21 protein-coding genes and 1 pseudogene are annotated in these 25,687 nt (G+C 68.0%); 17 read left to right on the forward strand and 5 right to left on the reverse strand.

What is annotated here, in order from left to right:
- Positions 1-12 precede the first annotated feature (12 nt).
- On the reverse strand, positions 13-231 hold the full coding sequence (locus KTC28_RS18170) for a hypothetical protein (RefSeq protein WP_216709091.1): 219 nt from the start codon (positions 229-231) through the stop codon (positions 13-15).
- Between the two features lie 203 nt (positions 232-434).
- Between KTC28_RS18170 and KTC28_RS18175 the strand changes: the two genes are divergently transcribed.
- The 4 genes and pseudogenes from KTC28_RS18175 to KTC28_RS18190 all read left to right on the forward strand — a co-directional run.
- A complete protein-coding gene (locus KTC28_RS18175; protein ID WP_216709090.1) occupies positions 435-6,188 on the forward strand; it encodes an alpha-2-macroglobulin family protein in 5,754 nt (1,917 codons plus the stop codon).
- A 5-nt stretch (positions 6,189-6,193) separates the two neighbouring features.
- A complete protein-coding gene (gene pbpC, locus KTC28_RS18180; protein WP_216709348.1) occupies positions 6,194-8,269 on the forward strand; it encodes a penicillin-binding protein 1C in 2,076 nt (691 codons plus the stop codon).
- A gap of 52 nt (positions 8,270-8,321) precedes the next feature.
- Positions 8,322-9,398 carry a catalase family protein gene (locus KTC28_RS18185; protein ID WP_216709089.1) on the forward strand — a complete coding sequence of 359 codons (1,077 nt, stop codon included), beginning with the start codon at positions 8,322-8,324 and terminating at the stop codon, positions 9,396-9,398.
- Positions 9,385-9,552, forward strand: a pseudogene (locus KTC28_RS18190) (plasmid stabilization protein); the annotation flags it as partial. The gene KTC28_RS18185 and the pseudogene KTC28_RS18190, both read left to right, overlap by 14 nt.
- A gap of 372 nt (positions 9,553-9,924) precedes the next feature.
- Here KTC28_RS18190 and polA read toward each other — a convergent pair.
- Both polA and KTC28_RS18200 read right to left on the reverse strand, forming a co-directional pair.
- Complete coding sequence (gene polA, locus KTC28_RS18195; protein ID WP_216709088.1) at positions 9,925-12,675, reverse strand: DNA polymerase I; 2,751 nt, start codon at positions 12,673-12,675, stop codon at positions 9,925-9,927.
- Between the two features lie 33 nt (positions 12,676-12,708).
- Positions 12,709-13,110 carry a hypothetical protein gene (locus KTC28_RS18200; RefSeq protein WP_216709087.1) on the reverse strand — a complete coding sequence of 134 codons (402 nt, stop codon included), beginning with the start codon at positions 13,108-13,110 and terminating at the stop codon, positions 12,709-12,711.
- Positions 13,111-13,298: 188 nt separating this feature from the next.
- On the opposite strand from KTC28_RS18200, the gene KTC28_RS18205 reads away from it, so the two are divergent.
- The 3 genes from KTC28_RS18205 to KTC28_RS18215 all read left to right on the forward strand — a co-directional run bounded on the left by KTC28_RS18205 (position 13,299) and on the right by KTC28_RS18215 (position 16,526).
- A complete protein-coding gene (locus KTC28_RS18205) occupies positions 13,299-13,694 on the forward strand; it encodes a response regulator (protein WP_216709086.1) in 396 nt (131 codons plus the stop codon).
- Between the two features lie 78 nt (positions 13,695-13,772).
- Positions 13,773-14,168 carry a response regulator gene (locus KTC28_RS18210; protein WP_216709085.1) on the forward strand — a complete coding sequence of 132 codons (396 nt, stop codon included), beginning with the start codon at positions 13,773-13,775 and terminating at the stop codon, positions 14,166-14,168.
- Positions 14,169-14,264: 96 nt separating this feature from the next.
- Positions 14,265-16,526 (forward strand): S8 family peptidase, encoded by a 2,262-nt coding sequence (locus KTC28_RS18215; protein ID WP_223132262.1) that lies wholly within the window; start codon positions 14,265-14,267, stop codon positions 16,524-16,526.
- A gap of 24 nt (positions 16,527-16,550) precedes the next feature.
- Here KTC28_RS18215 and KTC28_RS18220 read toward each other — a convergent pair whose 3' ends face one another.
- Positions 16,551-17,021 (reverse strand): hypothetical protein, encoded by a 471-nt coding sequence (locus tag KTC28_RS18220; protein ID WP_216709083.1) that lies wholly within the window; start codon positions 17,019-17,021, stop codon positions 16,551-16,553.
- Between the two features lie 141 nt (positions 17,022-17,162).
- Here KTC28_RS18220 and cuyA point away from each other — a divergent pair, with 141 nt between their 5' ends.
- A complete protein-coding gene (gene cuyA / locus KTC28_RS18225) occupies positions 17,163-18,161 on the forward strand; it encodes a D-cysteate sulfo-lyase (protein WP_216709082.1) in 999 nt (332 codons plus the stop codon).
- The gene (gene cuyB, locus KTC28_RS18230; protein WP_216709081.1) at positions 18,158-18,850 is read left to right on the forward strand and encodes a cysteate racemase; all 693 of its coding nucleotides are present in this window, start codon (positions 18,158-18,160) and stop codon (positions 18,848-18,850) included. The genes cuyA and cuyB overlap by 4 nt, the downstream gene beginning before the upstream one ends.
- Before the next feature lie 242 nt (positions 18,851-19,092).
- Here the strand turns inward: cuyB and KTC28_RS22945 are convergent, their stop codons facing one another.
- Positions 19,093-19,464 carry an amidohydrolase family protein gene (locus KTC28_RS22945; protein ID WP_255602146.1) on the reverse strand — a complete coding sequence of 124 codons (372 nt, stop codon included), beginning with the start codon at positions 19,462-19,464 and terminating at the stop codon, positions 19,093-19,095.
- A 422-nt stretch (positions 19,465-19,886) separates the two neighbouring features.
- On the opposite strand from KTC28_RS22945, the gene KTC28_RS18240 reads away from it, so the two are divergent.
- The 8 genes from KTC28_RS18240 (at position 19,887) to rplS (ending at position 25,651) form a co-directional block, all read left to right on the forward strand.
- Entirely contained in the window at positions 19,887-20,798 is a 912-nt protein-coding gene (locus tag KTC28_RS18240) for an acyltransferase family protein (protein WP_216709080.1), read from the forward strand.
- A gap of 509 nt (positions 20,799-21,307) precedes the next feature.
- On the forward strand, positions 21,308-22,744 hold the full coding sequence (gene ffh, locus KTC28_RS18245) for a signal recognition particle protein (protein ID WP_216709079.1): 1,437 nt from the start codon (positions 21,308-21,310) through the stop codon (positions 22,742-22,744).
- A gap of 42 nt (positions 22,745-22,786) precedes the next feature.
- A complete protein-coding gene (rpsP, locus tag KTC28_RS18250) occupies positions 22,787-23,311 on the forward strand; it encodes a 30S ribosomal protein S16 (RefSeq protein WP_216709078.1) in 525 nt (174 codons plus the stop codon).
- Positions 23,308-23,790, forward strand: a complete 483-nt coding sequence (gene rimM, locus KTC28_RS18255) for a ribosome maturation factor RimM (protein WP_216709347.1) — start codon at positions 23,308-23,310, stop codon at positions 23,788-23,790. The genes rpsP and rimM overlap by 4 nt, the downstream gene beginning before the upstream one ends.
- A gap of 30 nt (positions 23,791-23,820) precedes the next feature.
- Positions 23,821-24,096, forward strand: a complete 276-nt coding sequence (locus tag KTC28_RS18260) for an AbrB/MazE/SpoVT family DNA-binding domain-containing protein (RefSeq protein ID WP_216709077.1) — start codon at positions 23,821-23,823, stop codon at positions 24,094-24,096.
- Positions 24,097-24,104: 8 nt separating this feature from the next.
- Positions 24,105-24,470 carry a type II toxin-antitoxin system VapC family toxin gene (locus tag KTC28_RS18265; protein ID WP_255602147.1) on the forward strand — a complete coding sequence of 122 codons (366 nt, stop codon included), beginning with the start codon at positions 24,105-24,107 and terminating at the stop codon, positions 24,468-24,470.
- A 58-nt stretch (positions 24,471-24,528) separates the two neighbouring features.
- Positions 24,529-25,266: a tRNA (guanosine(37)-N1)-methyltransferase TrmD gene (trmD, locus tag KTC28_RS18270; RefSeq protein ID WP_216709075.1), complete on the forward strand. Its 738-nt coding sequence runs from the start codon at positions 24,529-24,531 to the stop codon at positions 25,264-25,266.
- A gap of 1 nt (position 25,267) precedes the next feature.
- A complete protein-coding gene (rplS, locus tag KTC28_RS18275; protein ID WP_216709074.1) occupies positions 25,268-25,651 on the forward strand; it encodes a 50S ribosomal protein L19 in 384 nt (127 codons plus the stop codon).
- Positions 25,652-25,687: the final 36 nt, after the last annotated feature.

The following is a 25,687-nucleotide window of genomic DNA, read 5'->3' on the forward strand; positions in this document are numbered from 1 at the left end:
GCGGTCAGGCTCCTAGCGACTGGCCTCACGCTGCAGATACGTGTTCGCCGTCGGATGCGCCGCGGGCGGCAGGAGCACGAGACGGCGCGCGCCGACCCAAACTTCAACAGCGCTCCCGTTGCCGAAGCCGCGCGCATGAACCACGGCAGCCTCGTCGCTCGGCAGGCGAAGCACCTGCGCGGTGTCGACGACGCCACCAGCGTTCAGCTTGAAGAACCGGTAGTCCAGCATTCGATCCCCACTCAAAAAGTGGCCACGCGATTAAATTTTATAGTAAACTTCTATTTACGTTGAAGCAACAGGCTGCGTCGGCGTCGCGAACTTTCATTTCCGGCGCGATATGACATTCCGGCGAAGGACTTGCCGCCGATGCGCGCCTCCGGCATCGTACGGTTATGGCGGGACGGTGGCGTACGGCGGTAGTGGCGATGGGGGTGGCCGTGTTCGGCGCGCTGCTCACCGGGCGTGCCGGCGGCGACTCGCCACCCGGAGTCGCGGCGTTTGCCCCCGCCGGATCGGTCGAACGCGTCGAGCAGATCAAGCTCCGCTTTGCCACCCCGATGGTCGCGTTCGGCGACCCGCGCCTGCCCGCCCCGGTCGCGGGAAACTGCAGCGAAGGCGCGACCGGCCGCTGGGTCGACGCGCAAAATTATGCGATCGACCTGCCCGCACCGCTCAGCGGCGGGCGGCGCTGCACCTACGACCTGACGCCGGGGATCAAGGATGCGCGGGGCGCGGCGCTGACCGGGCAAAAGCGCTTCGTCTTCGATACCGGCGGCCCGAACATCCGCGTCGCCGTCCCCAACGACGGCGCCGGGCAGATCGAGGAGGACCAGGTCTTCCTTCTCGCACTCAATGCTGCACCGACCCCGGCGTCGGTGACCGCCGGCGCGTCGTGCATTATCGACGGCGTCGGCGAAGCCGTGCCGCTCGACATCCTGCCCGACGCGACGCGGGCGAAGATCACCGACGGCGCCGAGCAGGATTACCGGATGCGCCGCTTCCTGCTCCGGGCCGGAGCGATCGCGCCCGAAGCCGATTCGGGCGAGACGCCGCAGCCCAAGGCCGTCGTCGTCGCCGCGCAGTGCCGCCGCGCGCTGCCGTCGGGCGGTCGCGTCGCGATCGTATGGAATGCCGGCATCCGCACCGCCGACGGTCTCGCTACGCTTCGTCCGCGCCGCCTCGACTTCACCGTCCGCCCGGCGTTCAGCGCGCGCTTCGAGTGCAGCCGGGCTAACCCCGCCGCCGCGTGCTCGCCGATCGAGCCGATGACGGTACGCTTTGCCGGGCAGGTTCCTGCCGCCATCGCCCGCGGCATCAAGCTGGTCGACGCGAGCGGCAAGGAACTCGCCGCGACGCCAATCAAGGACCACGTTCAGACTGTCGATTCGGTCGAGTTCAAGGGCCCGTTCGCCGAACGCACCAAGTTCCGCGTCGTCATGCCCGCCAACCTCGCCGACGACGCCGGCCGCCCGCTGGTCAACGCCGCGCGTTTCCCGCTCGACGTCGCCACCGATGACGCCCCGCCGCTGGTCAAGTTCGCTTCGACCTTCGGCATCATCGAAGCAGCCGAGGGCGGCGTTCTGCCCGTCACCGTCCGCGCGGTCGAAAGCAGGCTAGGCGGCAGCGACGCGGGGCCACTCGGCGGGCGCGACGTCTCGGTCACCACCGATGCCGCGGTCGCCGCCTGGCTGGTGCGGCTCAACGATGCCGAGGAACGGACGCAGGACGAGGAGCCGATCGCCGGGACCGAACGGGTCAAGCGCATCGAAACCACCCGCAACACCCCGCTGATCGCTGCCGCCGCCCCCGCGCGCCATTTCACCATCGACCGTCGCGACCCGCGCGCGTTCGAGGTTGTCGGCATTCCGCTGTCGGGGCGCGGCTTCCACGTCGTCGAGCTTGCCTCCCCCCGGCTCGGCGCGGCGCTGCTCGGCCGCGGCGGGACGCGCTATGTCGCGACCGGCGCGCTCGTCACCGACATGGCGGTCCACTTCCAATGGGGCCGGGGCCGCAGCCTTGCGTGGGTCACCCACCTTGCCGACGCCAGCCCGGTGGCGGGAGCGAAAATCGCGGTGCTCGACAGCTGCACCGGCAAGCTGTTCTGGCAGGGGATGACCGACGCGAGCGGCCGCGCCGCGATCGGCGACGTGCTCCCCGAGCCCTCGTCGTACGGCAATTGCAAATACGGCCCCGCAGCGCTGATGGTCAGCGCCCGGACCGCCGACGACTACAGCTTCACCCTGACCGACTGGAACAAGGGCATCGCGCCCGGCGATTTCAGCCTCGACACCGGCTACGGCTTCGACCGCACCGCGTGGCACACCGTGTTCGACCGCACGCTGTTCCGCGCCGGCGAGCGGGTGTCGATGAAGCATATCATTCGCGCGCGGACCGATGGCGGCTTCGGCCCCGCGGCCCACCTCGTCGATCCGACGATTATCATCCGCCACCTCGGCTCCGACCAGACCTACGAGCTCGACACGGCGATCGGCCGCGATGGGATCGGCGAGAACGCCTGGTCGATCCCCGCCGCCGCCGCGCTAGGCGAATATGCCGTCGAGATCGGCGAGCGCGGCAGCAGCCAGCGCCACGATTCGGGGCACTTCACCGTCGAGGAATTCCGCCTGCCGACGATCCGCGCGCGGGTCGAGGGGCCGCGCACGCCGCAGGTCGCGCCGACGCAGGTCGCGATCGACCTCAGCCTCGCCTATCTGTCGGGCGGCGCGGTCAACAAGGCCCCGGTCAAGCTGCGCACCCTCGTCCAGCCGCGCGACCTGACGATCGCCGACTATCCCAAATACAGCTTCACCGGCGAGGACATCGTCCCCGGCATCGTCCGCCTCGATGGCGCCGACGAGCCCAGCACCCCGACCGCGACCCGCGCCCGCGTCGACCCGGTGACGCTGTCGCCGAACGGCACCGCGCGGATCACGATCGACAAATTGACCCCGGTGACGGTGCCGTCGACCCTCGTCGCCGAGATGGACTACGACGACGCCAATGGCGAGGTCGCCACCGCCAAGGGCTCGGTCAGCCTCGACCCCGCGAGCGTCCGGATCGGCATCGCCAAGGACGGCTGGATCGCCAAGTCCGACGACGTGCGGTTGAACCTCGTCGCGCTCGACCTCGCCAACAAGCCCGTCCGCGGGCAGAAGATCAGCGTTCAATTGTTCAGCCGCGAGACCTATTCGTACCGCAAGCGGCTTATCGGCGGCTTCTACAGCTACGACAACAGCCGCGAGACGAAGAAGATCGGCGGCGGCTGCAGCGGCACCACCGACGACAAGGGGATGCTCGGCTGCAAGATCGACGCCGGGGTGTCGGGCGAGGTCATCGCCCTCGCCACCGCGACCGACGGTGCAGGCCATGTCGCCCGCGCGACGCAGTCGCTGTGGCTCGCGGGCGACGACGACTGGTGGTTCGGCGGCGACAACGGCGACCGCATGGACGTCGTCCCCGAGGCCCCCGAATATGCCGCCGGGGGAACCGCGCGGCTCCAGGTGCGGATGCCGTTCCGCGAGGCGACCGCGCTCGTCAGCGTCCTGCGCGACGGGGTGATCGACAGCTTCGTCACGACCTTGTCGGGCAAGGACGCGGTCGTCGAGGTCAAGCTCAAGCGCGGCTATGCCCCCGACGTCTATGTCTCGGTCCTCGCGGTGCGCGGGCGCGTCGCCGGGTGGCGGCTGTGGCTCGCCGACCTCGCCCGCCGCTGGAACCTGCCGTGGATCAGCCGCGAGGCCGCCTCCCCCACCAGCCTCGTCGACCTCGCCAAGCCGTCGTACCGCTTCGGCATGGCGAAGATCCGCGTCGGCTGGGACGATCACCGCCTCGGGGTCAAGGTCGCGACCGACGCGCCGAGCTACGCCGTCCGCAAGGTCGCGCAGACGATGGTGCAGGTCACTCCGCCGAAGGGCCGCGCGCTTCCCGCCGGGAGCGAGATCGCCTTCGCCGCGGTCGACGAGGCGCTGCTCCAGCTGCACGGCAACGACAGCTGGGACGTGCTGACCGCGATGATGGCCGACCGCCCGCTCGCGGTGCTGACCTCGACCGCGCAGACGCAGGTCGTCGGCAAGCGCCATTACGGCCGCAAGGCGGTCGCGGCCGGAGGCGGCGGCGGCGAGGGTGAGGGCGGCACCGTCCGCCGCGACTTCAACCCGCTGCTGCTGTGGCGCGGGCGCGTGCCGCTCGATGCGCAGGGCCGAGCAGCGATTCCGGTGACGCTCAACGACTCGCTCAGCGCCTTCCGCCTCGTCGCGATCGCCACCGGCGGCAGCGACCTGTTCGGCACCGGCAGCGCGGTCGTCCGCACGACGCAGGACCTGCAATTGCTCGCCGGGGTGCCGCCGTTGGTCCGCGAGGGCGATCGCTACACCGCGACGGTCCTTGTGCGTAACGCGACCGGCAAGCCGTTCCGCGTCACCGTCGGCGGCAGCGCCGGGAGCGCCGCGCTCGCCAACCGCATCGTCGACGTTCCAGCGGGCAACGCGACGACGGTGGCGTGGGACGTCGCCGCGCCAGCGACCAGCGGCCCGGTCGCGTGGGCGATCAACGCGCAGGCGACGACCGGCGCGAAGGACGCGGTGCGCGTCGCGCAGTCGGTCATCCCCGCCGTACCGGTCGAGACGCTGCAGGCGACTTTGCTCCAGGTCGACAGGCCGCAATCGTTCCCCGTCGCCCTCCCCGTCGGCGCGCTCCCCGGGCGCGGCGGCATCGACGTCGCGCTGAGCCGTTCGCTCGGCGGCTCGCTCCCCGGCGTCCGCGCGTACATGGCAGCCTACCCGTACGACTGTATCGAGCAGCGCCTGTCGGTCGCCGTCGCCACCGGCGACCGGGCAAAGTGGGACGCGACGACGGCGTTGCTCCCCGCATATCTCGACCGCGACGGGCTCGTTCGCTTCTTCCCCGCCGACTGGATCGCGGGCGACGATTCGCTAACTGGCTATATCCTGCGGCTGTCCGCCGAGAGCGGCTGGCCGCTGCCCGACGACGCGCGGGGCAAGATGATCGCCGGGCTGACCGGCTTCGTCGGCGGCAAGGTCGCGCGGTCGCACGAGAACGTCGTCGTCGTCGAGAAGGGCAAGGGCATCGTCGGCACCGCGAGCTTCGACGGCGAGGGCGCCTCGCGGCGGCTCGGCGCGGTCGCGGCGCTGCTGAGCGTCGGCGCGGCGACCCCGGCGATGGTCGAGCCGCTGTCGGTCGCCCCCGATGCGTGGCCGACCGCGACGCTGATCGACTGGGTTACTGTCCTCCGCCTCCCTGGCATCCCCGACGGCGCGGGCAAGCTGCAACAGGCGCTCAACGTCCTCCGCGCGCGGCTCGACCTGCAGGGGACGCGGCTGACGATCACCCGCGCCGACGACCAGTGGCAGTTGCTCAGCTCGCCCGACCTGACTGCGGCGCGGCTGCTCGAGGCGGTCGTCGGTCTGCCCGACTGGCGCGCCGACGTCCCCCGCATCGCGCGCGGCCTGATGCTCGACCAGTCGCGCGGGCACTGGGATTCGACCCCGGCGAACGCGATTGGCACGCTGGCGATGCGCGGCTTCGCGGCGGCGTTCGAGGGAACGCCGGTCACCGGCACGACGACGGCTACACTGGGTACAGCGTCGCACGCCTTCGCGTGGACCGCCGCCGCGCCGCCGCTCGCGACGCTGCCATGGCCAAGCGGGCCGGCACCGTTCACGCTGACCCACGCCGGGACCGGCGCGCCATGGGCGATCGTGACGTCGCGCGCCGCCGTCCCGCTCACCGCGCCGTTCGCCAGCGGCTTCGCCGTCCGGCGCTCGGTCGCTCCCGTTACGCAAGCCGTCCCGGGACACTGGAGCCGCGGCGACGTGATGAAGGTCCGCGTCGAGGTGACCCCGCGCGCGCCGCTGCAATGGGTGGTGATCAACGACCCGGTCCCGGCGGGCGCGACGATCCTCGGCGGGTCGCTCGGCGGGCGCAGCGAGATCCTCGCGACCGAGGCGACGACCGGGGTCCAGCCGACCTTCGTCGAGCGCCGCACCGAGGCGGTCCACGCGCATTACGAGAGCATGCCCAAGGCGATGGTCGCGTATGAATACACCGTCCGGTTGAACAGCGCAGGAACCTTCCGCCTGCCGCCGACGCGGGTCGAGGCGCTGTATTCGCCCGAGATGATGGCGCTGGTCCCGAACGCCCCGGTCGAGGTGGCGGCGCGGCCTTGAGCCGCGTGCGCTGGGCGGCGCCCGCGTTTGCCGTCGCGTTCGCTGCCTTGTGGTTCGCGACCCGACCGGCCACCCTCCCCGATTACCCCGCCGTCCGCGCCGCGTGGCACACCTCCGAAGCCCGCCTCCTCGCCCGCGACGGGCGCGTCCTCGATATCGTCCGCGCCGACGCTTCGACCCGCCGCCTCGGCTGGATCCCGCTCGACCGCATCGCCGCGCCGCTCGTCGCCGCCGCGGTCGGGGCCGAGGATCGGCGTTTCTGGAGCCACCACGGCGTCGACTGGCGCGGCGCAGGCGGTGCATTCCGCGACCGGCTGCGCGGGCGAACCAGACGCGGGGCGAGCACGATCACGATGCAGCTCGCAGCAATGCTCGACCCCGGGCTCGGGTCGAGCGGCAGCCGGTCGGCGCTGCAGAAGATCACGCAGGCGCGCGCCGCGCTCGCGCTCGAACGCCGGTGGAGCAAGCGGCAGATCCTCGAGGCGTGGCTCAACCTCCTCCCCTTCCGCGGTGACCTCGTCGGCATCGACGCGGCGGCCCGGGCGCTTGCGGGCAAGCCGCCCGAAGCGCTCGACCGGACGGAGGCCCGCATTCTTACCAGCCTCCTCCCAGCCCCCCGCGCCAGCCCCGCCGCCGTCGCCCGCCGCGCCTGCGCCGCGAGCACAATCCCCTGCGCCCAAATCCAGCTGCGGACCGCAGAGATGCTCGGCCCGCGCAGCCCCCTGCCCGACCCCGGCCTCGCTCCGCAAGTCGCCGCACAACTGATCGCACCGGGCCGCACGACCGTCCGCACGACGATCGACTTCGAGCTGCAAACCTTCGTCCGCGCGACCCTCGACCGCCAGCTCGCGTCGCTCAGCGCGCGCAATGCCCGCGACGGCGCGGCGATCGTCGTCGACAATGCCAGCGGCGACATTCTCGCCTATGTCGGCTCGGGCGGCCCCGAATCGCGGTCGGGCGCGGTCGATGGCGCGCGGTCGCCGCGGCAGGCGGGATCGTCGCTCAAGCCGTTCCTCTATGAACTCGCGATCGAGCGGCGGCTGCTGACGGCGGCATCAATCCTCGACGATGCCCCGGTCGACCTCGACACCGCCTCGGGCCTCTACATCCCGCAGAACTACGACCGCAATTTCCGCGGGCCGGTCAGCGTGCGGTCGGCGCTCGGCAACTCGCTTAACGTGCCGGCCGTCCGCACCCTGCTGCTCGTCGGCGTCGACGCCTTCCGCGACCGGCTGTTCGATGCGGGGTATCGTGGCATCTCGCGCGACGGCGACTATTACGGCTTCAGCCTCGCGCTCGGTTCGGCCGAGGTGACGCTGGTCGAACAGGCCGCCGCCTTCCGGGCACTCGCGCGCGGCGGACTGTGGTCGCCGCTCCGCTTCGAACCCGGCACCGCCATCGCCGACCGCCGCGTCATGGCCGCCCCCGCGACTTCGATCGTCGCCGACATCCTCAGCGACCCTGCCGCGCGGACCGCAACCTTCGGCCCCGACAACGGCCTCGCGCTGCCCTTCCCCGCCGCGGTCAAGACCGGCACGTCGAAGGCATTGCGCGACAACTGGTGCATCGGCTTCACCCGCCGCTTCACCGTCGCGGTCTGGGTCGGCAATTTCGAGGGCGACTCCATGGCGGCGGGGGTGTCGGGCGTCGTCGGCGCGGCCCCGACGTGGCGCGAGATCATGCTCCACCTCCATCGCGACGTCCCCGCCGTGCCGTTCGCCCGCACCGGCACCGTCGCCCGCGCGGTAAGCTACGTCCCCGCAGTCGAGCCGCCGCGCACCGAGCTGTTCGTCCCCGGCACCGAATTGTCGGTCGTCCGCGTCGCCGCGCAGCAACAGCGCCCGCGGATCGTCGCCCCAGCCGACGGCACGGTGATCGCGCTCGACCCCGACATCCCGCCTGCCCGCCAGCGCATCGCGATCATCGTTGCGGGAACGGGGGTTGCCGGGGGCGGCAGCGTCGCGATCGACGGCCGCGATCTGGGCAGCGCGCGCCTTTGGAGCCCTGTTCCCGGCACGCACCGCATCACGCTGAGCGACGGAACGCGGCTGCTCGACCATGCCCGGATTACGGTACGCTAGCGGAACCGCCTCCACAGCGGGCGGTTGGATGATCGACCCGAGGAGATACGTTATGCCCGCCGTCCGCTTTACCCCGTCCGTCGAGACCCCCGCCGCCGACGAAGCTGAGACGATCGCCGGGCTGACCGAGGCAATGGAGTCGATTTCGGCAACGACCTTCAAGGACGAAGCCAAGGCGATCCGCGCGGTCCACGCCAAGAGCCACGCGCTCCTCGACGGCGAACTCACCGTTCTCGGCGGGCTGTCGCCCGAGCTTTCGCAGGGACTGTTCGCCGCTCCCGGCACGTACAAGACGTCGATCCGCCTCTCGACGTCGCCCGGCGACCTGATGGACGACCACGTCTCGACCCCGCGCGGCATCGCGATCAAAATCCACGGGGTCGACGGCGACCAGCTGTCGGGGAGCGCGACCGACACGACGCAGGACTTCCTGATGGTCGAAGGGCCGACGTTCGCCGCCGCGACGCCGAAGGACTTCCTCGGCACGGTCAAGATGCTCGCTGCGACGACCGACAAGGCCGAGGGGCTGAAGCGTGCGTTCTCGGCGACCGCGCGCGGGATCGAGGCTTTGCTCGAAGCCGTCGGCACCAAGTCGGGCACGCTTGTCGCGCTCGGCGGGCACAAATTGACCAACCCGCTCGGCGAGACTTTCTACACCCAGGTGCCGGTCCGCTACGGCGACTATATCGCCAAGCTCTCGTGCGTGCCCGTCGGCGCGCTGGCGGAGTTGAAGGATGCCAAGGTCGAGTCCGACCATCAGAACTTCCTGCGCGAGGCGATCGGTAAGACGTTCGCCAACGGCGGCGGCGAATGGGAAATTCGGGTCCAGCTATGCACCGACCTCGAGAAGATGCCGATCGAGGATGCGTCGGTCGAATGGCCCGAGGATGCCAGCCCGCACGTCACCGTCGCTCGGTTGCGCGCGGCCGCACAGCCGTCGTGGAGCATCGACCAGGTCCATGCGATCGACGACGGCCTCGCCTTCTCGCCGTGGCACGGTCTCGCCGCGCACCAGCCGCTCGGCGGCGTCATGCGCGCGCGAAAGTCGGTCTATGCCACGCTGCAGGGCGAGCGGTCGGCGCGCAGCGGCTGCCCGTTCAGCGAGGAGGAGCGCCATGCCGCAGGGTGACAAGGACGCGTACACCGACAAGCAGAAGCGCAAGGCCGAGCATATCGAGGAGAGCTACGAGGCCAAGGGCGTGCCCGACAAGGAAGCCGAGGCGCGGGCGTGGGCGACCGTAAACAAGCAGGACGGCGGCGGGAAGAAGAGCGGGTCGGGGCGGAAGGCCTAGCTTCGCTCTTTCGCGCACGCGGGGCGGATCAACTACTCACCCCTGTCCTACACCCCGGCCTTCGGCATACCCTCCTACCGTCGAGTCGCTACTGGGCGGCGGGAGCAGTATTCTCATCGTAAGTATTGCCGGGTCGCGACACCGGCGGAAACGCGCGCGCAAAACACCCGCTTCGTGTGGACTTCGTGGACTTCCGACTGCGCGAGCCACGCCGCAATGACCGTTGGAAGTTAACGCGGCAGCGACTCGCTCCACCGACTCGCACCCCCGTGGACTTCGGGCAGACACGCTCGGATGCAGGCCCGCAATACCCCCCCCGTTTCGTGTGGACTTCGTGGACTTCCAACTCCCCAGGCCATCCCCTCAGTGCGCGTCGCCCCAACTGACCCCGGTCCCGATCTCCACCCCGAGCGGAATCGACAGGTCGACCGCGGGGGTGTGCGAGTGCGCCATCGTCGCGCGGATCACCGCCGTCGCCGCCTCGACCTCGGCGTCGGGAACCTCGAACACCAGTTCGTCGTGGACCTGGAGGAGCATCCGCGTGCCGGTCAGCCCGGCCGCCGCAAGCGCCCCCGGCATCCGCGCCATCGCGCGCTTGATGATGTCGGCGGCGGTCCCTTGGACGCGGGCGTTGACCGCCTGGCGCTCGGCGTTCTGGCGCTCGCCCATAACCTTCGACGCGATCATCGGGACGTTCGCCTTGCGCCCGAACAGCGTCGTGACGAAGCCGTGGTCGCGGGCGAAGGCAATGGTTTCGGCCATGTAGTTGCGGATGCCGGGGAAGCGGCTGAAGTACAGGTCGATGTAGCGCGCCGCCTCGCCGCGATCGATGCCGAGGCGCTGCGCCAGCCCGAACGCCGAGATGCCGTAGATGATCGAGAAGTTGATCGTCTTGGCGCGGTTGCGGGTGTCGCGCGTGACCTCGCCGAACACCTCTTGCGCGGTCAGGTTATGGACGTCGCCGCCCTCGGCATAGACCTGCTTCAGTTCGGGGACGTCGGCGATGTGCGCGACCAGCCGCAGCTCGATCTGGTTATAGTCGGCGGCCATGATGACGTGCCCCGGCTCGGCGACGAAGGCGTAGCGGATCCGCCGGCCCATCTCGGTCCGAATCGGGATGTTCTGAAGGTTGGGGTCGGTCGACGACAGCCGCCCGGTGCTCGCATTGGCAAGGCCGAAGCAGGTGTGGACGCGCCCCGTCGCGGGGTTGATCTGCGCCTGGAGCGCGTCGGTGTAGGTCGACTTCAGCTTGGTCAGCTGGCGCCAGTCGAGCACCCGCGCGGCGATGTCGACGCCGCTCGCGGCAAGGCGTTCGAGCTCGGTGACGTCGGTCGCGAACGCCCCGGTCTTGCCCGACTTCTTGCCCGAGGCATGGCCGAGCTTGTCGAACAGCACCTCGCCAAGCTGCTTAGGTGAGCCGATGGTGAACTTGTGGCCCGCCATGTCGTGGATCTGCGTTTCGAGCCCGGCGATCTCGATCTCGTACGCCGCCGACAGGCCGGCAAGCGCGGCGCGGTCGACCTTGATCCCGGCCATCTCCATGTCGGCGATCACCGGAATCAGCGGCGCGTCGACGGTCCGGTAGATGGTCGTGACCTCCTCGCGCCACAGTCGCGCGGCGAACTTGCCGTGAAGCCGCAGCGTGACGTCGGCATCCTCGGCGGCGTATTCGGTGGCGCGGTCGAGCGCGACATGGTCGAAACTGATCCGCGACTTGGCGGTGCCGGTCAGCTCCTTGACGGCGATCGGGGTGTGGCCGAGGTGGCGGGTCGACAGGTCCTCGACACCGTGGTTCCACCGCCCGGCATCGAGCGCGAAGCTCATCAGCATCGTGTCGTCATATGGTGCGATCTCGGCCGCCCCGTGGCGGCGGAAGACGATCATGTCGTACTTCAGGTTCTGGCCGACCTTGAGGACCGCCGGGTTGGCAAAAACCGGGTTGAGCCGCTCGATCACCGTCGCGCGGTCGAGCTGGTCGACGGGTTCGGCGAGCAGGCCATCGCCGATCTTATGGCCGACGGGGATATAGCAGGCGAGCCCGGGTTCTAGCGCGAGGCTCAGCCCGACAAGGTCGGCGCGGACCGGGTCGAGGTCGGTGGTCTCGGAGTCGACCGCGACGACCCCGCGCCGCGTCGCCTCGGCGAGCCACCAGTCGAGCCGGTCGAGCGTCGTGACGCACTCGTACTTCTTGTGGTCGAACGGCGCGGCGGGGGCGTCCTCGACGACCGGGGCATGCGCCGCCTCGACCTCGCGCCCGAGCTTCGCCAGCAGCGAGCGGAAGCCGTGCCTGGCGAGGAACGCGGCAAGCGGGGCGTGTGGCGGCTCGCGCAGCGTCAGTTCGTCGAGCGGGATCTCGAGCGGCAGGTCGTCTTTCAACCGGACGAGTTCGCGCGACAGGCGGGCCATGTCGGCCGACGCCGCAAGGTTGTCGCGCAGCTTGGACTTCTTGACCTCGTCGAGCCGCGCCAGCATCGCCTCGACCGTACCGAACTGCTGGATCAGCTCAGCCGCGCCCTTCGGCCCGACGCCGCGGACCCCGGGGACGTTATCGACGCTGTCGCCCATCAGCGCGAGGACCTCGCCGAGCTGTTCGGGGGGGACACCGAACTTCTCGATCACATCCTCGCGGTTGACCCGGCAGTTCTTCATCGTGTCATAAAGGTCGAGCCCCGGCTGGACGAGCTGCATCAGGTCCTTGTCCGACGACACGATCGAAACATCGAACCCGGCGGCGATCGCGGCTAGCGCATAGCTCGCGATGATGTCGTCGGCTTCGAAGCCCGGCTGCTCGATGCACGGGACCGAGAAAGCGCGGACCGCGTCGCGGATCAGCGGGAACTGCGGGACGAGGTCGTCGGGCGGCGGCGGGCGGTGCGCCTTGTACTGGTCGTACATATCGTTGCGGAAGGTGATGCTGCCGGCGTCGAAGATCACCGCGAGGTGGGTCGGGGCCTCCGCCTTGTTGAGCTCCTCGATCAGCTTCCACAGCATCGTCGTGAAGCCATAGACCGCGTTGACCATCGTCCCGTCGGGGTTGGTTAGCGGCGGGAGCCGATGATAGGCGCGGAAGATATAACCCGAGCCGTCGACGAGGTAGAGGTGCTGCTTTGCCATCGCCGACTATGTAGGCCGGGAGCGCCGCGCGGGCTAGCGGGTGCGGTACCGTTGGCGGCCGAACTGGGTATTGTCGTACGAGAACGACGCGGTGCTGTCGCCGCCGAGCGAGGTGTTGACGGTTCCGAACAGCTCGCGCTCGCCGTTCGAGCCAAAGGCGACGCCGGCCTCACCGTGGAGCTTCTTATCGCGCGGCCGATCCTCGCCGGGAAGCTGGAGCGCAGGGTCGAGCCGCGCGGTCGCCAGTGCCTCGGCGGCGCGGTTGCGCTCGGCCCCCGCCTCGATCGCCGCATCGGCATCGGCGGGCGACAGGCGATGCTCAACCGGAGGGCCTGCGGGGGAGTCGGCAGGAACGACCGGCGTCACCGGATCGGCGATTGCTGCGACAGAGGCCAGCATCAGGACGGCGGCGCCGGACAGGACGGACAGGTTCATAATCCGATCCTATCACGCCCGGTCGATGACCGCACGGTGAACCTTCGCCCCTCCCGGATGGTAGTTTTGCTGAAAACATTGGTTGATTTGTCACTAATGCGATATGCCGCGCCCGATTGGTTCGATTGACGGGTGAATTCAGTGGTCGAGTCGCATGTGTCTCATAATGCTTGTCGGATCTTGACTTGATGGCGTCTTCCCTCACGCTCCTCCTCGTCGACGACGAGATCCTGATCACCGAGATGGTCCACGACGCCCTCGAAGACGCGGGCTTCGCCGTGATCAGCGCCAATGACGGCGACCGGGCGATGGCAGTCCTCAACGACGAGACCCACGCGATCTGCGGAATCATCACCGACATCAACATGGGCGATACCGCCGACGGCTGGTCGGTGGCGCGCCGTGCCCGCGAACTCAATCCGGACCTTCCGGTGGTCTATATGACCGGCGGTGTCGCCCACGAATGGGCGGTGCACGGCGTGCCGCGCAGCATTTTGGTAAGCAAGCCCTTTGCCACGGCGCAGATCATCACCGCGATCGCCAGCCTGCTCAACTCTCCCGCTCCCCCCGCAGCAGGTGTCTGACGAATTGTTTCGGGTCGGTATGAAACTGTACGATGCCCGGACTGTTGTTTTAACGATCCGTCATCTGGGCGGGATGTCGTGGAAAACATCGTGCCCAATGCGACAACAATTCTAGTCGTCGACGACGAAGCGCTGATCGCCGACATGGTCTGCGATGCGCTGACCGATAGCGGCTTCGAGGTCGTCGTTGCCAACGACGGCGGCGAGGCACTCTCGATGATCGCAATGAACCCGCACATCCATGCCCTGGTCACCGATATCAACATGGGCGCCGGGGCCGATGGCTGGCATGTCGCCCGATGCGCGCGTGAAGCCTGCCCGTGCATTCCGGTGGTCTATACGACCGGAGGTGCGGCGCACGAGTGGGTTCGACATGGTGTCAACGGCAGTATCCTTGTCGTCAAACCGTTCCATGTCGACCGCATCGTTTCGGCGCTAAATCAATTACTTAACGGTTTGCCAACCACACATTAATCGTGACCGCCTAGTCTGCGTGCGCCATGCTAGAGCTAGGGCAACGCGAGGTGGGCAACTGTGGCGCTACGATCGACGGGCAGGGGCGCAGCGCATGTGTCGATCGCAACTTTGGCGTCGGCGATGTTGCTGTCTGGCTGTGGCGGCGGCGATGTCGCGACGCCAGCGACAATCGCTCCGCCTGTCGCCCCGGTCACCGTTCCGGTCACCACGCCCCCGCCCGTGACGACGCCAGCGCCGACTCCTACCATCGTTCCATCCGATTTGATCGCGTCACCCCGCCCCGCCGCGCGGTCGGTCAATGACACCGCCGAATACCGTGCCAACTATAATTCGTACGAGCTGATCGGGGCGCTCTACGCCGCCGATGCGGGGCTCACCGGCAAGGGTGTCACCGTCGGCATCGTCGACGGCGGCTTCACCACCAGCGACAGTGAACTCGCCGGAAGGCAGTCCGCGCTGAGCAAGGACTTCGGCAACATCCTGACCAAGCAGGCCGATGGCAGCTATGCCGCCACCGCCCGCAACGACATCGGCCTCAACCCGTCATCGCTCCACGGTGCGATCGTCGCCGAGTTGCTCGCCGCCAACCGTGACGGACAGGGCAGTGTCGGGATCGCGCCGCAAGCGAGTGTCGCCCTCCTGCGGATCGACGACAGCAAGACCGACATGCCAAACGCCGACGGCTCGCCGAACGAGGAGCTGTCAGGGGCAAACATCGCGGCCGCGATCAACTATGCCGCAAGCGTCAAGATCCCGATCTTGTCGGTTTCGCTCGGCATCGACGGCGGCGCGTCGCCGTCGCTGACCGCCGCGATCAACCGCTTCGCCAGCGTCGGCGGACTGTTCGTGATCGCCGCCGGAAACAGCGGCTCGGCCAATCCCGAATCGATCCAGCTTGTATCTTCCGCCAACCGCGGCAGCTGGATTTCGGTCGGCGGTCTGTCGAACTCGTTGACGACCTTCACCCTCGATCCATCGTCGGGGCAGGCTGGGACGCTTGCCGACCGCTATATCACCGCGCCGTACGACAATATCGCTGCCGACCCGGCGAACGGCGGCGGCTTCTACAAGTTCACCGGCACCAGCGGCGCGGTGCCTCTGGTCGCGGCGACGGCGGCGCTGATCCTGCAGAAGTGGCCGCAGCTGTCGGGCAAGGACGCCGGCAACGTGATCCTCGCGACCGCGCGCGATATCGGCGCGCCGGGGACCGATCCGGTCTTCGGGCGCGGGTTGCTCGACATCAAGGCCGCGCTGTCCCCGGTCGATCCGGTTCTGGTGACGCAAACCGGGACGACGACACCGATCGCATCTGCCAGCCTCGCTCTGCCATCGGCGACAGGGACCGGGTCGATCACCAAGCTGCTCAGTCATGCCGTGATCCTCGACGCCTTCGGGCGCGACTTCACCGCCGACGCGCGTGGCATCGTCCGGTCGTCGGGCAACATCGGCGCGGTCGCGGGGCTGACACGGACGATCCGCCGCAACACCTCTGGCACGCTGGCCTTCAGCGTCACCAGCGACATCGAATATGCGAGCGGCCCGGTTCGCGAGGGTGAACCCGTCGCGCGGCTGGCAGGAACCGAGATCAGAGTTCGGACGGGCGGGACCGAGATTGCCTTTACCCAGGGCTATGCACCGTGGACAGGGAGCGCCGTTGCGGGACTTGGGGCACCGTCGTTGGCGCTCGCGGCGTATGCCGGGGCGGTGACGACAGGGGCGCGGACGATCGTTCCCTTAGGAGACGGCGCGCTGACCTTCGACGCCGGCACCGGCGGATCTCGTGCCGTCCGCAATATCGCCACAGCCAGCGTCGATGCCGCCGGCGTTGGCTGGAGCAATGGCCGATGGAGCCTCGGCGGCGGGGTCATCAGCGAAAACGGTGCGGTATTCGGCAGCCGTTCGACTGGTGCGCTGCAACTCGCGAGCGCCACGACGACCGGCTTTGGCGAGGCGCGCTATATCCGGTTGGCGGGTCGCTGGTCGTTCACCGGCTACGGCTCGATCGGGATGACTGCGCTGCGTGAGGCGACGAATTCACTCCTGACCGCGCCGTCGACCTTGGTCACCTCGCGCTTCGGGATCGAGGCGGGGCGCGACATCGGGATCGCGCGCGTCACGGTCGGCGTCGCCGAGCCGCTCAACGTCGAAAGTGGCGGCGCCACGCTAACGCTCGGCAACGGCTATGATCTCGATTCCCGGTCGCTGACGTTCGCAGCCAACCCGGTCGACCTGCGCGGGAACCGCCAGTTCCTTGCGCAGGTCGGGGTCGATTTCGGCTTAGTCCGGATCGGTTTCGTCCAAGGGATGCGCCGCCCCGAGACCGGGGTCGTCACCTCGATGGGGTGGCACTTCTAGCTGAAGGCCGACCCCGATCCCCAGTTAGTTGTGCGGCCGTCCGCCGCCATGCCCCTGCTGGCCCTGCGGCCGCCCGCCGCCACCCTGCCGCGCCGACTGGCGGAAGCTGCGGTACGATGCACCGCGGTCCGCCATGTACGCGCGGTCGCGGCGCGCATCGAACTGACGGCCTTGATAAAGGTGGTTGCCGCGGAACTCACCGCGATGCTGCCAATGGTTGCGTTCGTCGTCGTTCCACGCGCGGCGACGCCCGCCGCGGTCGAACACGTAAATGCCCGTGCCAGGGTAATAATAGTCGTTGTAGAAGCCATAGCCGGGGTAGCCGACGCCGCCGTAATAGTCGCCGCCGTAACCCAGCGGTCCCGAATACCCACCGGCATAAGCGACGCCGCCGCCATAGCCTCCGCCGCCATACCCATAACCGTCGGCGCACGCACCGAGCGTGGCGACAGCACCGCCGATAAGGGCAACGCGCAGCAATTTGACGATGGTCATGGGGGCGATCCTGATGGTGTGATACTGTAACAATCGCGCCCGCGTTTCCGTTCCGTACGCAATGGGACAGGGGTCGGCGCAGGCGACTTCGCGTTATCGACGGGGATGACGGCGCGGCGCGAAGGGGCTAACCCTGACGCCATGAACCTCGCCCGCTTCCCCCGCCGCCGTTACACCCCCAACGCCACGCCGATCGAGCCGATGCCGCATCTGTCGGCGCACCTCGGCGGTCCCGAACTGTGGATCAAGCGCGACGACCTGCTCGGCCTGTCGGGAGGCGGGAACAAGACCCGCAAGCTCGAATTCCTCGTCGCCGCTGCACTGGCGCAGGGAGCGGATACGCTCGTTACGGTCGGTGCGGTCCAGTCGAACCACTGCCGCCTGACGCTGTCGGCGGCGGTGCGCGAAGGCATGAAGTGCCGCCTGATCCTCGAGGAGCGTGTCCCCGGCAGCTATCATGCCGACGCCTCGGGCAATAACCTGCTGTTCGACCTGCTCGGGGTCGAAAGCGTCACCGTTGTTCCCGCCGGGACCGACCTTGCCGCCGCGATGCAGGCCCAACTCGACGATCTCGCTGCCTCGGGACGCAAGGGCTATGCGATCGTCGGCGGCGGGTCGAACCCCTTGGGCGCGCTCGGTTATGTCGCATGCGCCGAGGAGCTGCTCGGCCAATCGTTCGAGATGGGCGTCGCCTTCGACCACATCGTGGTCGCCAGCGGGAGCGCTGGGACCCACGCCGGGCTCCTCGTCGGACTGACCGCGACCAACGCCGGCATCCCGCTCACCGGCATCAACGTCCGCCGCCCGCAGGCCGAGCAGGAAGGCAACGTCCACAAGCTCGCCGAGGCGACGGCGGAGTTCGCCGGGCTGAAAAGCGGCATTTCGCGCGACTCGGTCGTGGCGCTCGATCGCTGGGTTGGTCCGGGCTACTCGATCCCGACCGCCGAAATGGTCGAGGCCGTCCGCCTGCTCGCGTCGACCGAAGGCGTGCTGCTCGACCCGGTCTATACCGGCAAGGCGATGGCGGGGCTGATCGGCCTCGTGCGCGAAGGCCACTTCAAGCCGACCGACCGCGTCCTGTTCGTCCACACCGGCGGCGCGCCGGTGCTGTTCGCTTATCGCGACGTGTTGGCGGCATGACCAAAACCGTCGGCGTCATCGGCGGGATGGGACCGGCGGCAACGCTCGACTTCCTCGACAAGCTCCACCACGCCACCGGCGCGGTCGAGGAGAGCGACCACCTTCGCGTCATCACCGACAACAACCCGCGCCACGCCGACCGTAACGCCGCGATGGTCGCCGACGGCCCCTCGCCCGCCGGACTGCTCGCCGAGACAGCGCGCGGGCTCGCCGCCGCCGGGGCCGAGTTCCTCGTCATGCCGTGCAATGCGGCGCACAGCTGGGCCGCCGACATCATCGCCGCAACCCCGCTGCCGTTCGTCAGCATGATCGACGCCGCGGTCGCCACCGTCGTCGCCGCGGTGCCCGAAGCCCGCATCGTCGGCCTGCTCGCGGTCGAGGCGACGCAGGCCTCTCGTATCTATCATAATGGCTTCGAGGCCGCCGGAATCGCGGTAATCGCCCCTGACATGGCGGCGTTCATGCCGCTGATCTACGCGGTAAAGCGCGGCGACACCGGCCCAGCCGTCCGCGCCGCGATGGCCGCGCAGGCGCAGTTGCTCGTCGAAGCCGGTGCCGACGTCATCCTCGCCGCGTGCACCGAAGTCCCGCTGGTGTTCGCCCCCGGCGACATCGCGGCGCCGGTCGTCAGCGCCACCGATGCGCTGGTAGGGGCGACGCTGGCGGCTGCAAGAAGCCTATCCGGTTAATTCGGACGCTAAGGTCACGTTAAGTTCACACTAAAGCACATTGTTTTTTCGCGTTCTCGCTTTCGGTCGCGACCGTCATCCAGCAATGAGAAAGAACCCGCGCCTCTCGCCCGGTGGCGTTGCCGGGTGAGCATACTCGACACATGGGACTGTAGGACAGGCGCTTCTCGCGCATCGTCGCTTGCCACGCGGCTCAACTGCGCCTCCGCCCCATCGCCTATAACTCGGTCCTCGGCGTACGCTCAGCGCCGCAGACTGTCCGCCGTCATTTCGGGCATTCCGCTGAGACCACTCGCCTGCCGCAGCGCGGCTCCGTCGAGGCAATACCCGTCGAGAAACACCGTCTCGACATGACGCAGATTACCGAGGTCCTGCGAAACGTCGCCGTCGACAAGGATGATGTCCGCCGTCTTGCCGGGCGCAATCGAGCCGGTTCGATCGTCCATCCCGGTCATCCGCGCCGGGACGATCGTTGCGGTCTGCAGCGCCTCGCCATTGGTGAGGCCAGCCTGCTCGTAGAGTTCGAGTTCGCGGACCAGTTCGAGCCCATGGCCATCGGTCCCGGCGACGATCCGCACGCCGGCCTGATGCAGCTTGCCGACCAGTCCGACCATCTTGGCAAAGCTCTGCGAAATCGTCGCGGGTCACATCCCGAACAACGGATAGCCGCTGGTCTTCCACTCGCGCGCGACAGACGGCGGCGCGATGTCGGCGAACGCCGCATTCAGGGGAGATGGCGCTGCCGCCGGAGGTCATCAGCGGCTCCCAGTCCGTCAGTGTCGGGTCGATGATCGTGCAGCGCTTGGCCTGCTCGGCGTAAAATGCCTTCATCATCGGTGAGTCGAGGTCGACGTCCTTGCCGTATTTGGCCGGGCCCTTCGAGACGCGCCGAACAGCCCGGGAGACAGGGCGTAGACCACACAGAGTCCGGTTGTGATCGACGCGAGCAGCCACTCGGCTTTGCGGAGCCGCCGCGTCTCGGCGAAGTGGGCGAGGATCATTGTTCGCCTTCTTCGATGTGTGCTATCCGACCATCATGGGGAAACGCACATCGCTGTTCGACTACCTCCGTCTCGGCGGGGCTATCGCCGTGCTGGTCGGCCATTCCTATGTGCTGACGAATAGCCCTGTCCCGACGATCGGCGGAATTGGCCCGCACGGTCTCGGCGTGATGCTGTTCTTCGCCATCTCGGGCTACCTCATTACGGGTTCATGGCGCGCCGATCCAAACATCGCGCGCTATGCCGAGAAACGAGCTCGACGGATCATGCCAGCGCTGATCGTCGTCGTTCTCGCAACCGCGCTGTTGCTCGGTCCGGTCCTGTCGAACGACCCGACTTACGCCGCTGGCGCATGGCGCTACATCTGGCGCAACTTGCTGCTGCTGCCGCTCCATGTCCTGCCGGGCGTGTTCACCAGTAACCCCCTGCCCGCCGTCAACGGCTCGCTGTGGACGCTGCCGGTCGAGGCCTTCATGTACGTGCTGACGCCGCTGCTGGTTCGCGCCGGTCCGTGGGCGTGCGCCGCCGCCGCGGTCGCGCTGATCCTCCACCCGTTCACGCAAAACATCGCCGGGTTTGGGCTTGCGGGCGCATCGGGCGTCATTCCGTATTTCCTCGGCGGCGCGTCGCTCAAGATGCTTGGCGTGAAGGTGCCGGATACGGGCCTGCCGAAGCTGCCGGTCGACCTATCCTACGGGTTGTACCTCACGGCGTTCCCCGTTCAGCAGACGATTATCGCGCTCTACCCGCATGTGACACCGCCTATTTTGATCGCGGCGACGCTTGCGGTGTGCGTTCCGCTCGCGTGGGCATCGTGGACGTTTGTGGAGAAGCCCGCGCTCACTTCGGGAGCTTCCCGAGCTTCAGGTGGGAGACTAGGGTTCCGACGACTTGGACGAGATTCGCCAGCGTCGCCGTCGTCGGATCAGGCGTCCTCGAAACCGTGACGTTGGACAGCGTGTAGGCGGGGAGATCTACGGTCGGGACCAGCCCGTTGTTCGCGCGCCGCCTGCGCGCTGCTGAAGGTCATCAGCGACAGGGTGCCGATGTGGATTACAGACGCCCCCCCCGGCGGCTCTGGTATGCCAGAAGCGTTCGGAGGTCGCTGCAGAGCCGGAATTGGTATGATCTTGATCGGCTTTGATACTCGCTGTTGTCGATCCGCATGACCCCGCCGAAGCCGTAATTGTCGCTGATCTGCATCGTCACCACCGGCCGATGAAACGTTCGGCAAGCAAAGCCGCATATCGTTCCATTGTCGTAACGTTAAAGTTCCTTGAGCCTGACATGAAGTTATCTGCGACGACTATTTGAGCGATTTGACCGTGCGGGCCGTTTGCCCTAGATGCAGCCGAAGATTGCCACCGGGCGATCTAAACCAAAGCGTCCACGGACGTACGCCGGCCAGCGAAGACTCGCTCGCCGGCGGTTTGTCCGTTTGGAGTGAACGAGCCGCATGTTCGACAGTCTCTCCGATCGCCTTGCAGGCGTGTTCGACAAGCTCCGCGGTCGCGGCGCGCTGACCGAACTCGATGTGCGTGCGGCGATGCGCGAGGTTCGGATCGCGCTGCTCGAGGCCGACGTCGCGCTGCCGGTGGTCAAGGACTTCATTGATTCGGTCACCGCACGCGCGATCGGCGCCGAGGTCACGCGGTCGGTCACGCCCGGGCAGCAGGTCGTCAAGATCGTCAACGACGCGCTGGTCGAGATGCTCGGCAGCGACGCCGCGCCGCTCAACCTCGGCGTCACCCCGCCCGCCGTCATCATGGTCGTCGGCCTGCAGGGGTCGGGCAAGACGACGACGACCGCCAAGCTCGCGAAGCGGCTGACCGAGAAGCAGGGCAAGAAAGTCCTGATGGCGTCGCTCGACGTCCAGCGCCCCGCCGCGCAGGAACAGCTCCGCGTTCTCGGCGAACAGACCAATGTCACGACGCTGCCGATCGTCGCCGGGCAGCAGCCGGTCGAGATCGCGCGCCGCGCGCGGACCGCCGCCAAGCTCCAGGGCTTCGACGTCCTCATCCTCGACACCGCCGGACGCCTCCACGTCGACGCCGCGCTGATGGCCGAGATGAAGGCGGTCGCGGAAGCCGGGACGCCCGACGAAATCCTCCTCGTCGTCGACAGCCTGACCGGACAGGACGCGGTCAACGTCGCCACCTCGTTCTCGAGCGAAGTCGCGCTGACCGGCATCATCCTGACGCGGATGGACGGCGATGCCCGCGGCGGCGCGGCGCTGTCGATGCGCGCGGTCACCGGCAAGCCGATCAAGTTCGCTGGAACGGGTGAGAAACTCGACGCGCTCGAGGAGTTCGTTCCCGACCGCGTCGCCGGACGCATCCTCGGCATGGGCGACGTCGTCGGCCTCGTTGAGCGCGCCGCCGAAAGCTTCGAGGCCGCGAGCGCTGAAAAGCTCGCCGCGAAGATGGCCAAGGGCCAGTTCGACATGGACGATCTGCGGATGCAGCTCGTCCAGATGAAGAAGATGGGTGGCCTCGGCGCGCTCGCGGGGATGCTGCCCGGCATGGCCAAGGCCAAGCAGGCGATGGCGTCGGGCGCGGTCGACGAGAAGGTGCTCGGGCGGATGGAAGCGATGATCTGCTCGATGACGCCGAAGGAGCGGACCAAGCCCGACCTGATCAACGCCAAGCGCAAGATCCGCATTGCCAAGGGCGCGGGCACGACGGTGCAGGACGTCAACAAGCTGATGAAAATGCACCAGGAAATGGAGGGCGCGATGAAGCGTCTCCGCAAGATGGGCGGCATGAAGGGCATGGCGGCGATGCTCGGCAAGATGGGCGGCGGCGCGGGCGGCATGGCCGGCCTAGCGGGTATGCTCGGCGGCGGCGGCCAGGGCGGCCTGCCCGGCAACTTCAACAAACTCAACAAACGCTAGAATTCGAACCAGACTCTTACAGATCGAAGAAGGAAGACCGGAATGTCACTCGCAATCAGGCTCGCTCGCGGCGGGATGAAGAAGAAGCCCTATTACCGCATCGTCGTGACGGACAGCCGCAACGCCCGCGACGGCAAGTTTCTCGAGAAGATCGGGACGTACAACCCGCTGCTCAACAAGGAAAACCCCGAGCGCGTGAAGCTCGACGGCGAGCGCGCGACGCATTGGCTGTCGGTCGGCGCACAGCCGTCGGACCGGGTCGCCCGCTTCCTCGACGCCGCCGGCATCCGCACCCGCGCTGCCCGTTCGAACCCGAACAAGGGCGTTCCCGGCGACAAGGCCAAGGAGCGTTCCGACGCCGCCGCAGCGAAGCAGGCCGAGCTCGATGCAGCGACCGCCGAAGCAGCCGAAGCCGCCAAGATCGCCGCGGCAGCGCCGCCCGAGCCCGAAGCCGTTGCTGAAGTCGAAACTCCGGCCGAAGCCGCTGCCGATGCGCCTGCCGATGCCGAAGTTCCGGTCGATGCGGCGACCGAGACCGACGCCTCGCCCGCCGGTCCCGCCGTCTGAGTACGACGATCACCCTCGCCGCCGTTGCCGGAGCACACGGCATCGGCGGCGAGGTTCGCCTCAAGCTGTTCGGCGATACGCCCGATGCGTTGAAGCGATACAAAAGCTTCGACGCCGCCGGGCGAACGCTGACGCTCAGGTCGCTGCGCCCCGACAAGGGCGGAGCCATCGCGCGTTTTGCCGAGATCGCCGACCGTAACGCCGCGGAGGCCCTGCGCGGAACAGTGCTGACCGTCCCACGCGACACGCTCCCGCCGCTTGCCGAGGGCGAGTATTACCACGCCGACCTGATCGGGCTGGCGGTGTTCGACACCGAAGGCGCTGCGATCGGCACCGTAATCGCGGTCGAGAACTTCGGCGCCGGGGACATCCTCGAGATCGAAAAACCCGATCGCAAGATCTTCATGGTTCCGCTGACCCCGACGGCGGTGCCGGAGATCGGCGACCGGGTCGTAATTGACCCGGCCTTCGTCGATTAGTATATACGTCGCGTATAGACGGAGGCGGCTGTGGCGACAACCAAGGTGTTCAAGTCGGGCAACGCCATGGCAGTCCGCCTCCCCGCGTCATTCAACGCAGTCGCCGGAACTCCAGTCGAGGTGCGGGAGGTGCAGGGCAAATGGATCGTCGAGCCGGTCACAACCGCGCCGCGCAAGTTCAACATCGACAAGGTCTGGGGCTGCGCCAAGGGCTCAGGACTTGCAATGGACCCGGATCGTTCGTTCGTTGAACGCCCGTTGTTGTGGGACGACCCCAAATGGCGAGCGAAGCATCTGCCTGACTAATGCGCTATATGCTCGACACCAACATCCTGATCGCGGTCGCGCTTGCCACCGCGGACGCCGCGCGTCGGCGGCTCGCTGACCTCGACGAAGGAGATGCGGTGACGTCGGCGATAGCCTACGCCGAAGTTCTCTACGGATCGCGGCGAGGAAAGCCGCCTGCCCTTACTCATCTTGCGACATTGATCGAGGAGGTCGCGGTCATGCCCTTCGATCACGCTGCCGCCTCGGTTTACGCTGATCTTGCGTTCAAGCGAGCGAGCTACGATCGACTGATTGCGGCCCATGCACTGGCACTCGGCCTGACCGTTGCAACCGCCAACATCGCCGATTTCGCCGACGTTCCCGGCCTCATGGTCGAAGACTGGTCGCGGTGAGCGAAACTCTCGCTAGCATCGTCAAAATTGTGGCCGATCGCAGTGGATCGTTCGCGCCATGACCTGGTCCGCCACTATCCTCACCCTCTACCCCGAGATGTTCCCCGGGCCGCTCGGGCATAGCCTCGCCGGGCGCGCGCTTGCCGAGGGTATCTGGAGCCTTGACGCCCGCAACATTCGCGACTTCACCACCGACAAGCACCGCACCGTCGATGACACCCCCGCTGGTGGCGGTCCCGGCATGGTGCTTCGTGCCGATATCATGTCGGCAGCGCTGCGTGGCGTCAGCGTCAGCGGCACCGGCCCGGTTCTGGCTCTGTCTCCGCGCGGCCCGTCCCTCACGCAATCGCGCATCCGCGACCTCGCGCGCGGCCCCGGAGTGCGGCTGATCTGCGGGCGGTTCGAGGGCTTCGACGAGCGGCTTTTCACCGGTCCCGACGCGGTCGAGCCGATCAGCATCGGCGACTATATCCTGTCGGGGGGCGAGCCGGCGGCGCTGGTCCTGGTCGATGCTTGCATCCGGCTGCTTCCCGGCGTAATGGGCGCGACCCAGAGCGGGGACAGCGAGAGCTTCGAAAGCGGCCTTCTCGAGTACCCGCACTACACCCGGCCCGCAACGTGGGAAGGGCAATCGATCCCCGAAGTCTTGCGATCGGGGGATCACGCGAAGGTCGCCGCATGGCGACAGGCGCGGTCCGAAGAGGACACACGGCTAAGGCGGCCGGACCTGTGGGAGCGCTATCGTGGCGCTCGGGGTCGGTCGCCCTCTGGCGCGCGAGATGATGAAGGAGAATGAGATGAATCTCATCCAGACGCTCGAGGCGGAGCAGATCGCCAAGTTCCTCGAGACCAAGAAGATCCCGCTGTTCCGTGCCGGCGATACGCTGCGCGTCGGGGTCAAGGTCGTCGAAGGCGACCGCAGCCGCGTCCAGAACTACGAAGGCGTGTGCATTGCCCGGTCGAACCGCGCGATGGGCAGCAGCTTCACCGTTCGCAAGATCAGCTTCGGCGAAGGCGTCGAGCGGGTCTTCCCGCTATACTCGCCGAACATCGATTCGATCGAAGTCGTCCGCCGCGGTGTCGTTCGCCGCGCCAAGCTTTATTATCTGCGCGGCCGCTCGGGCAAGTCGGCGCGCATCGTCGAAAAGCGCGACGCGCGTCCCGGCGCGGGCGCAGCCTGATCCGACAGCCCGCGCGCTGTGAAATCAGCGCGCGGA

Origin of the sequence: Polymorphobacter megasporae, assembly GCF_018982885.2 — a bacterium.
In the GTDB taxonomy this organism is placed as follows: domain Bacteria; phylum Pseudomonadota; class Alphaproteobacteria; order Sphingomonadales; family Sphingomonadaceae; genus Polymorphobacter_B; species Polymorphobacter_B megasporae.

What these genes read in the sequence shown, in the direction of transcription:
- KTC28_RS18170 (WP_216709091.1), bottom strand. Translation starts at nt 231, where the DNA reads ATGCTGGACTACCGGTTCTTCAAGCTGAACGCTGGTGGCGTCGTCGAC.
- KTC28_RS18185 (WP_216709089.1), top strand. Translation starts at nt 8,322, where the DNA reads ATGCCCGCCGTCCGCTTTACCCCGTCCGTCGAGACCCCCGCCGCCGAC.
- polA (WP_216709088.1), bottom strand. Translation starts at nt 12,675, where the DNA reads ATGGCAAAGCAGCACCTCTACCTCGTCGACGGCTCGGGTTATATCTTC.
- KTC28_RS18200 (WP_216709087.1), bottom strand. Translation starts at nt 13,110, where the DNA reads ATGAACCTGTCCGTCCTGTCCGGCGCCGCCGTCCTGATGCTGGCCTCT.
- KTC28_RS18205 (WP_216709086.1), top strand. Translation starts at nt 13,299, where the DNA reads ATGGCGTCTTCCCTCACGCTCCTCCTCGTCGACGACGAGATCCTGATC.
- KTC28_RS18220 (WP_216709083.1), bottom strand. Translation starts at nt 17,021, where the DNA reads ATGACCATCGTCAAATTGCTGCGCGTTGCCCTTATCGGCGGTGCTGTC.
- cuyA (WP_216709082.1), top strand. Translation starts at nt 17,163, where the DNA reads ATGAACCTCGCCCGCTTCCCCCGCCGCCGTTACACCCCCAACGCCACG.
- cuyB (WP_216709081.1), top strand. Translation starts at nt 18,158, where the DNA reads ATGACCAAAACCGTCGGCGTCATCGGCGGGATGGGACCGGCGGCAACG.
- KTC28_RS22945 (WP_255602146.1), bottom strand. Translation starts at nt 19,464, where the DNA reads ATGGTCGGACTGGTCGGCAAGCTGCATCAGGCCGGCGTGCGGATCGTC.
- KTC28_RS18240 (WP_216709080.1), top strand. Translation starts at nt 19,887, where the DNA reads ATGGGGAAACGCACATCGCTGTTCGACTACCTCCGTCTCGGCGGGGCT.
- ffh (WP_216709079.1), top strand. Translation starts at nt 21,308, where the DNA reads ATGTTCGACAGTCTCTCCGATCGCCTTGCAGGCGTGTTCGACAAGCTC.
- rpsP (WP_216709078.1), top strand. Translation starts at nt 22,787, where the DNA reads ATGTCACTCGCAATCAGGCTCGCTCGCGGCGGGATGAAGAAGAAGCCC.
- KTC28_RS18265 (WP_255602147.1), top strand. Translation starts at nt 24,105, where the DNA reads ATGCTCGACACCAACATCCTGATCGCGGTCGCGCTTGCCACCGCGGAC.
- trmD (WP_216709075.1), top strand. Translation starts at nt 24,529, where the DNA reads ATGACCTGGTCCGCCACTATCCTCACCCTCTACCCCGAGATGTTCCCC.
- rplS (WP_216709074.1), top strand. Translation starts at nt 25,268, where the DNA reads ATGAATCTCATCCAGACGCTCGAGGCGGAGCAGATCGCCAAGTTCCTC.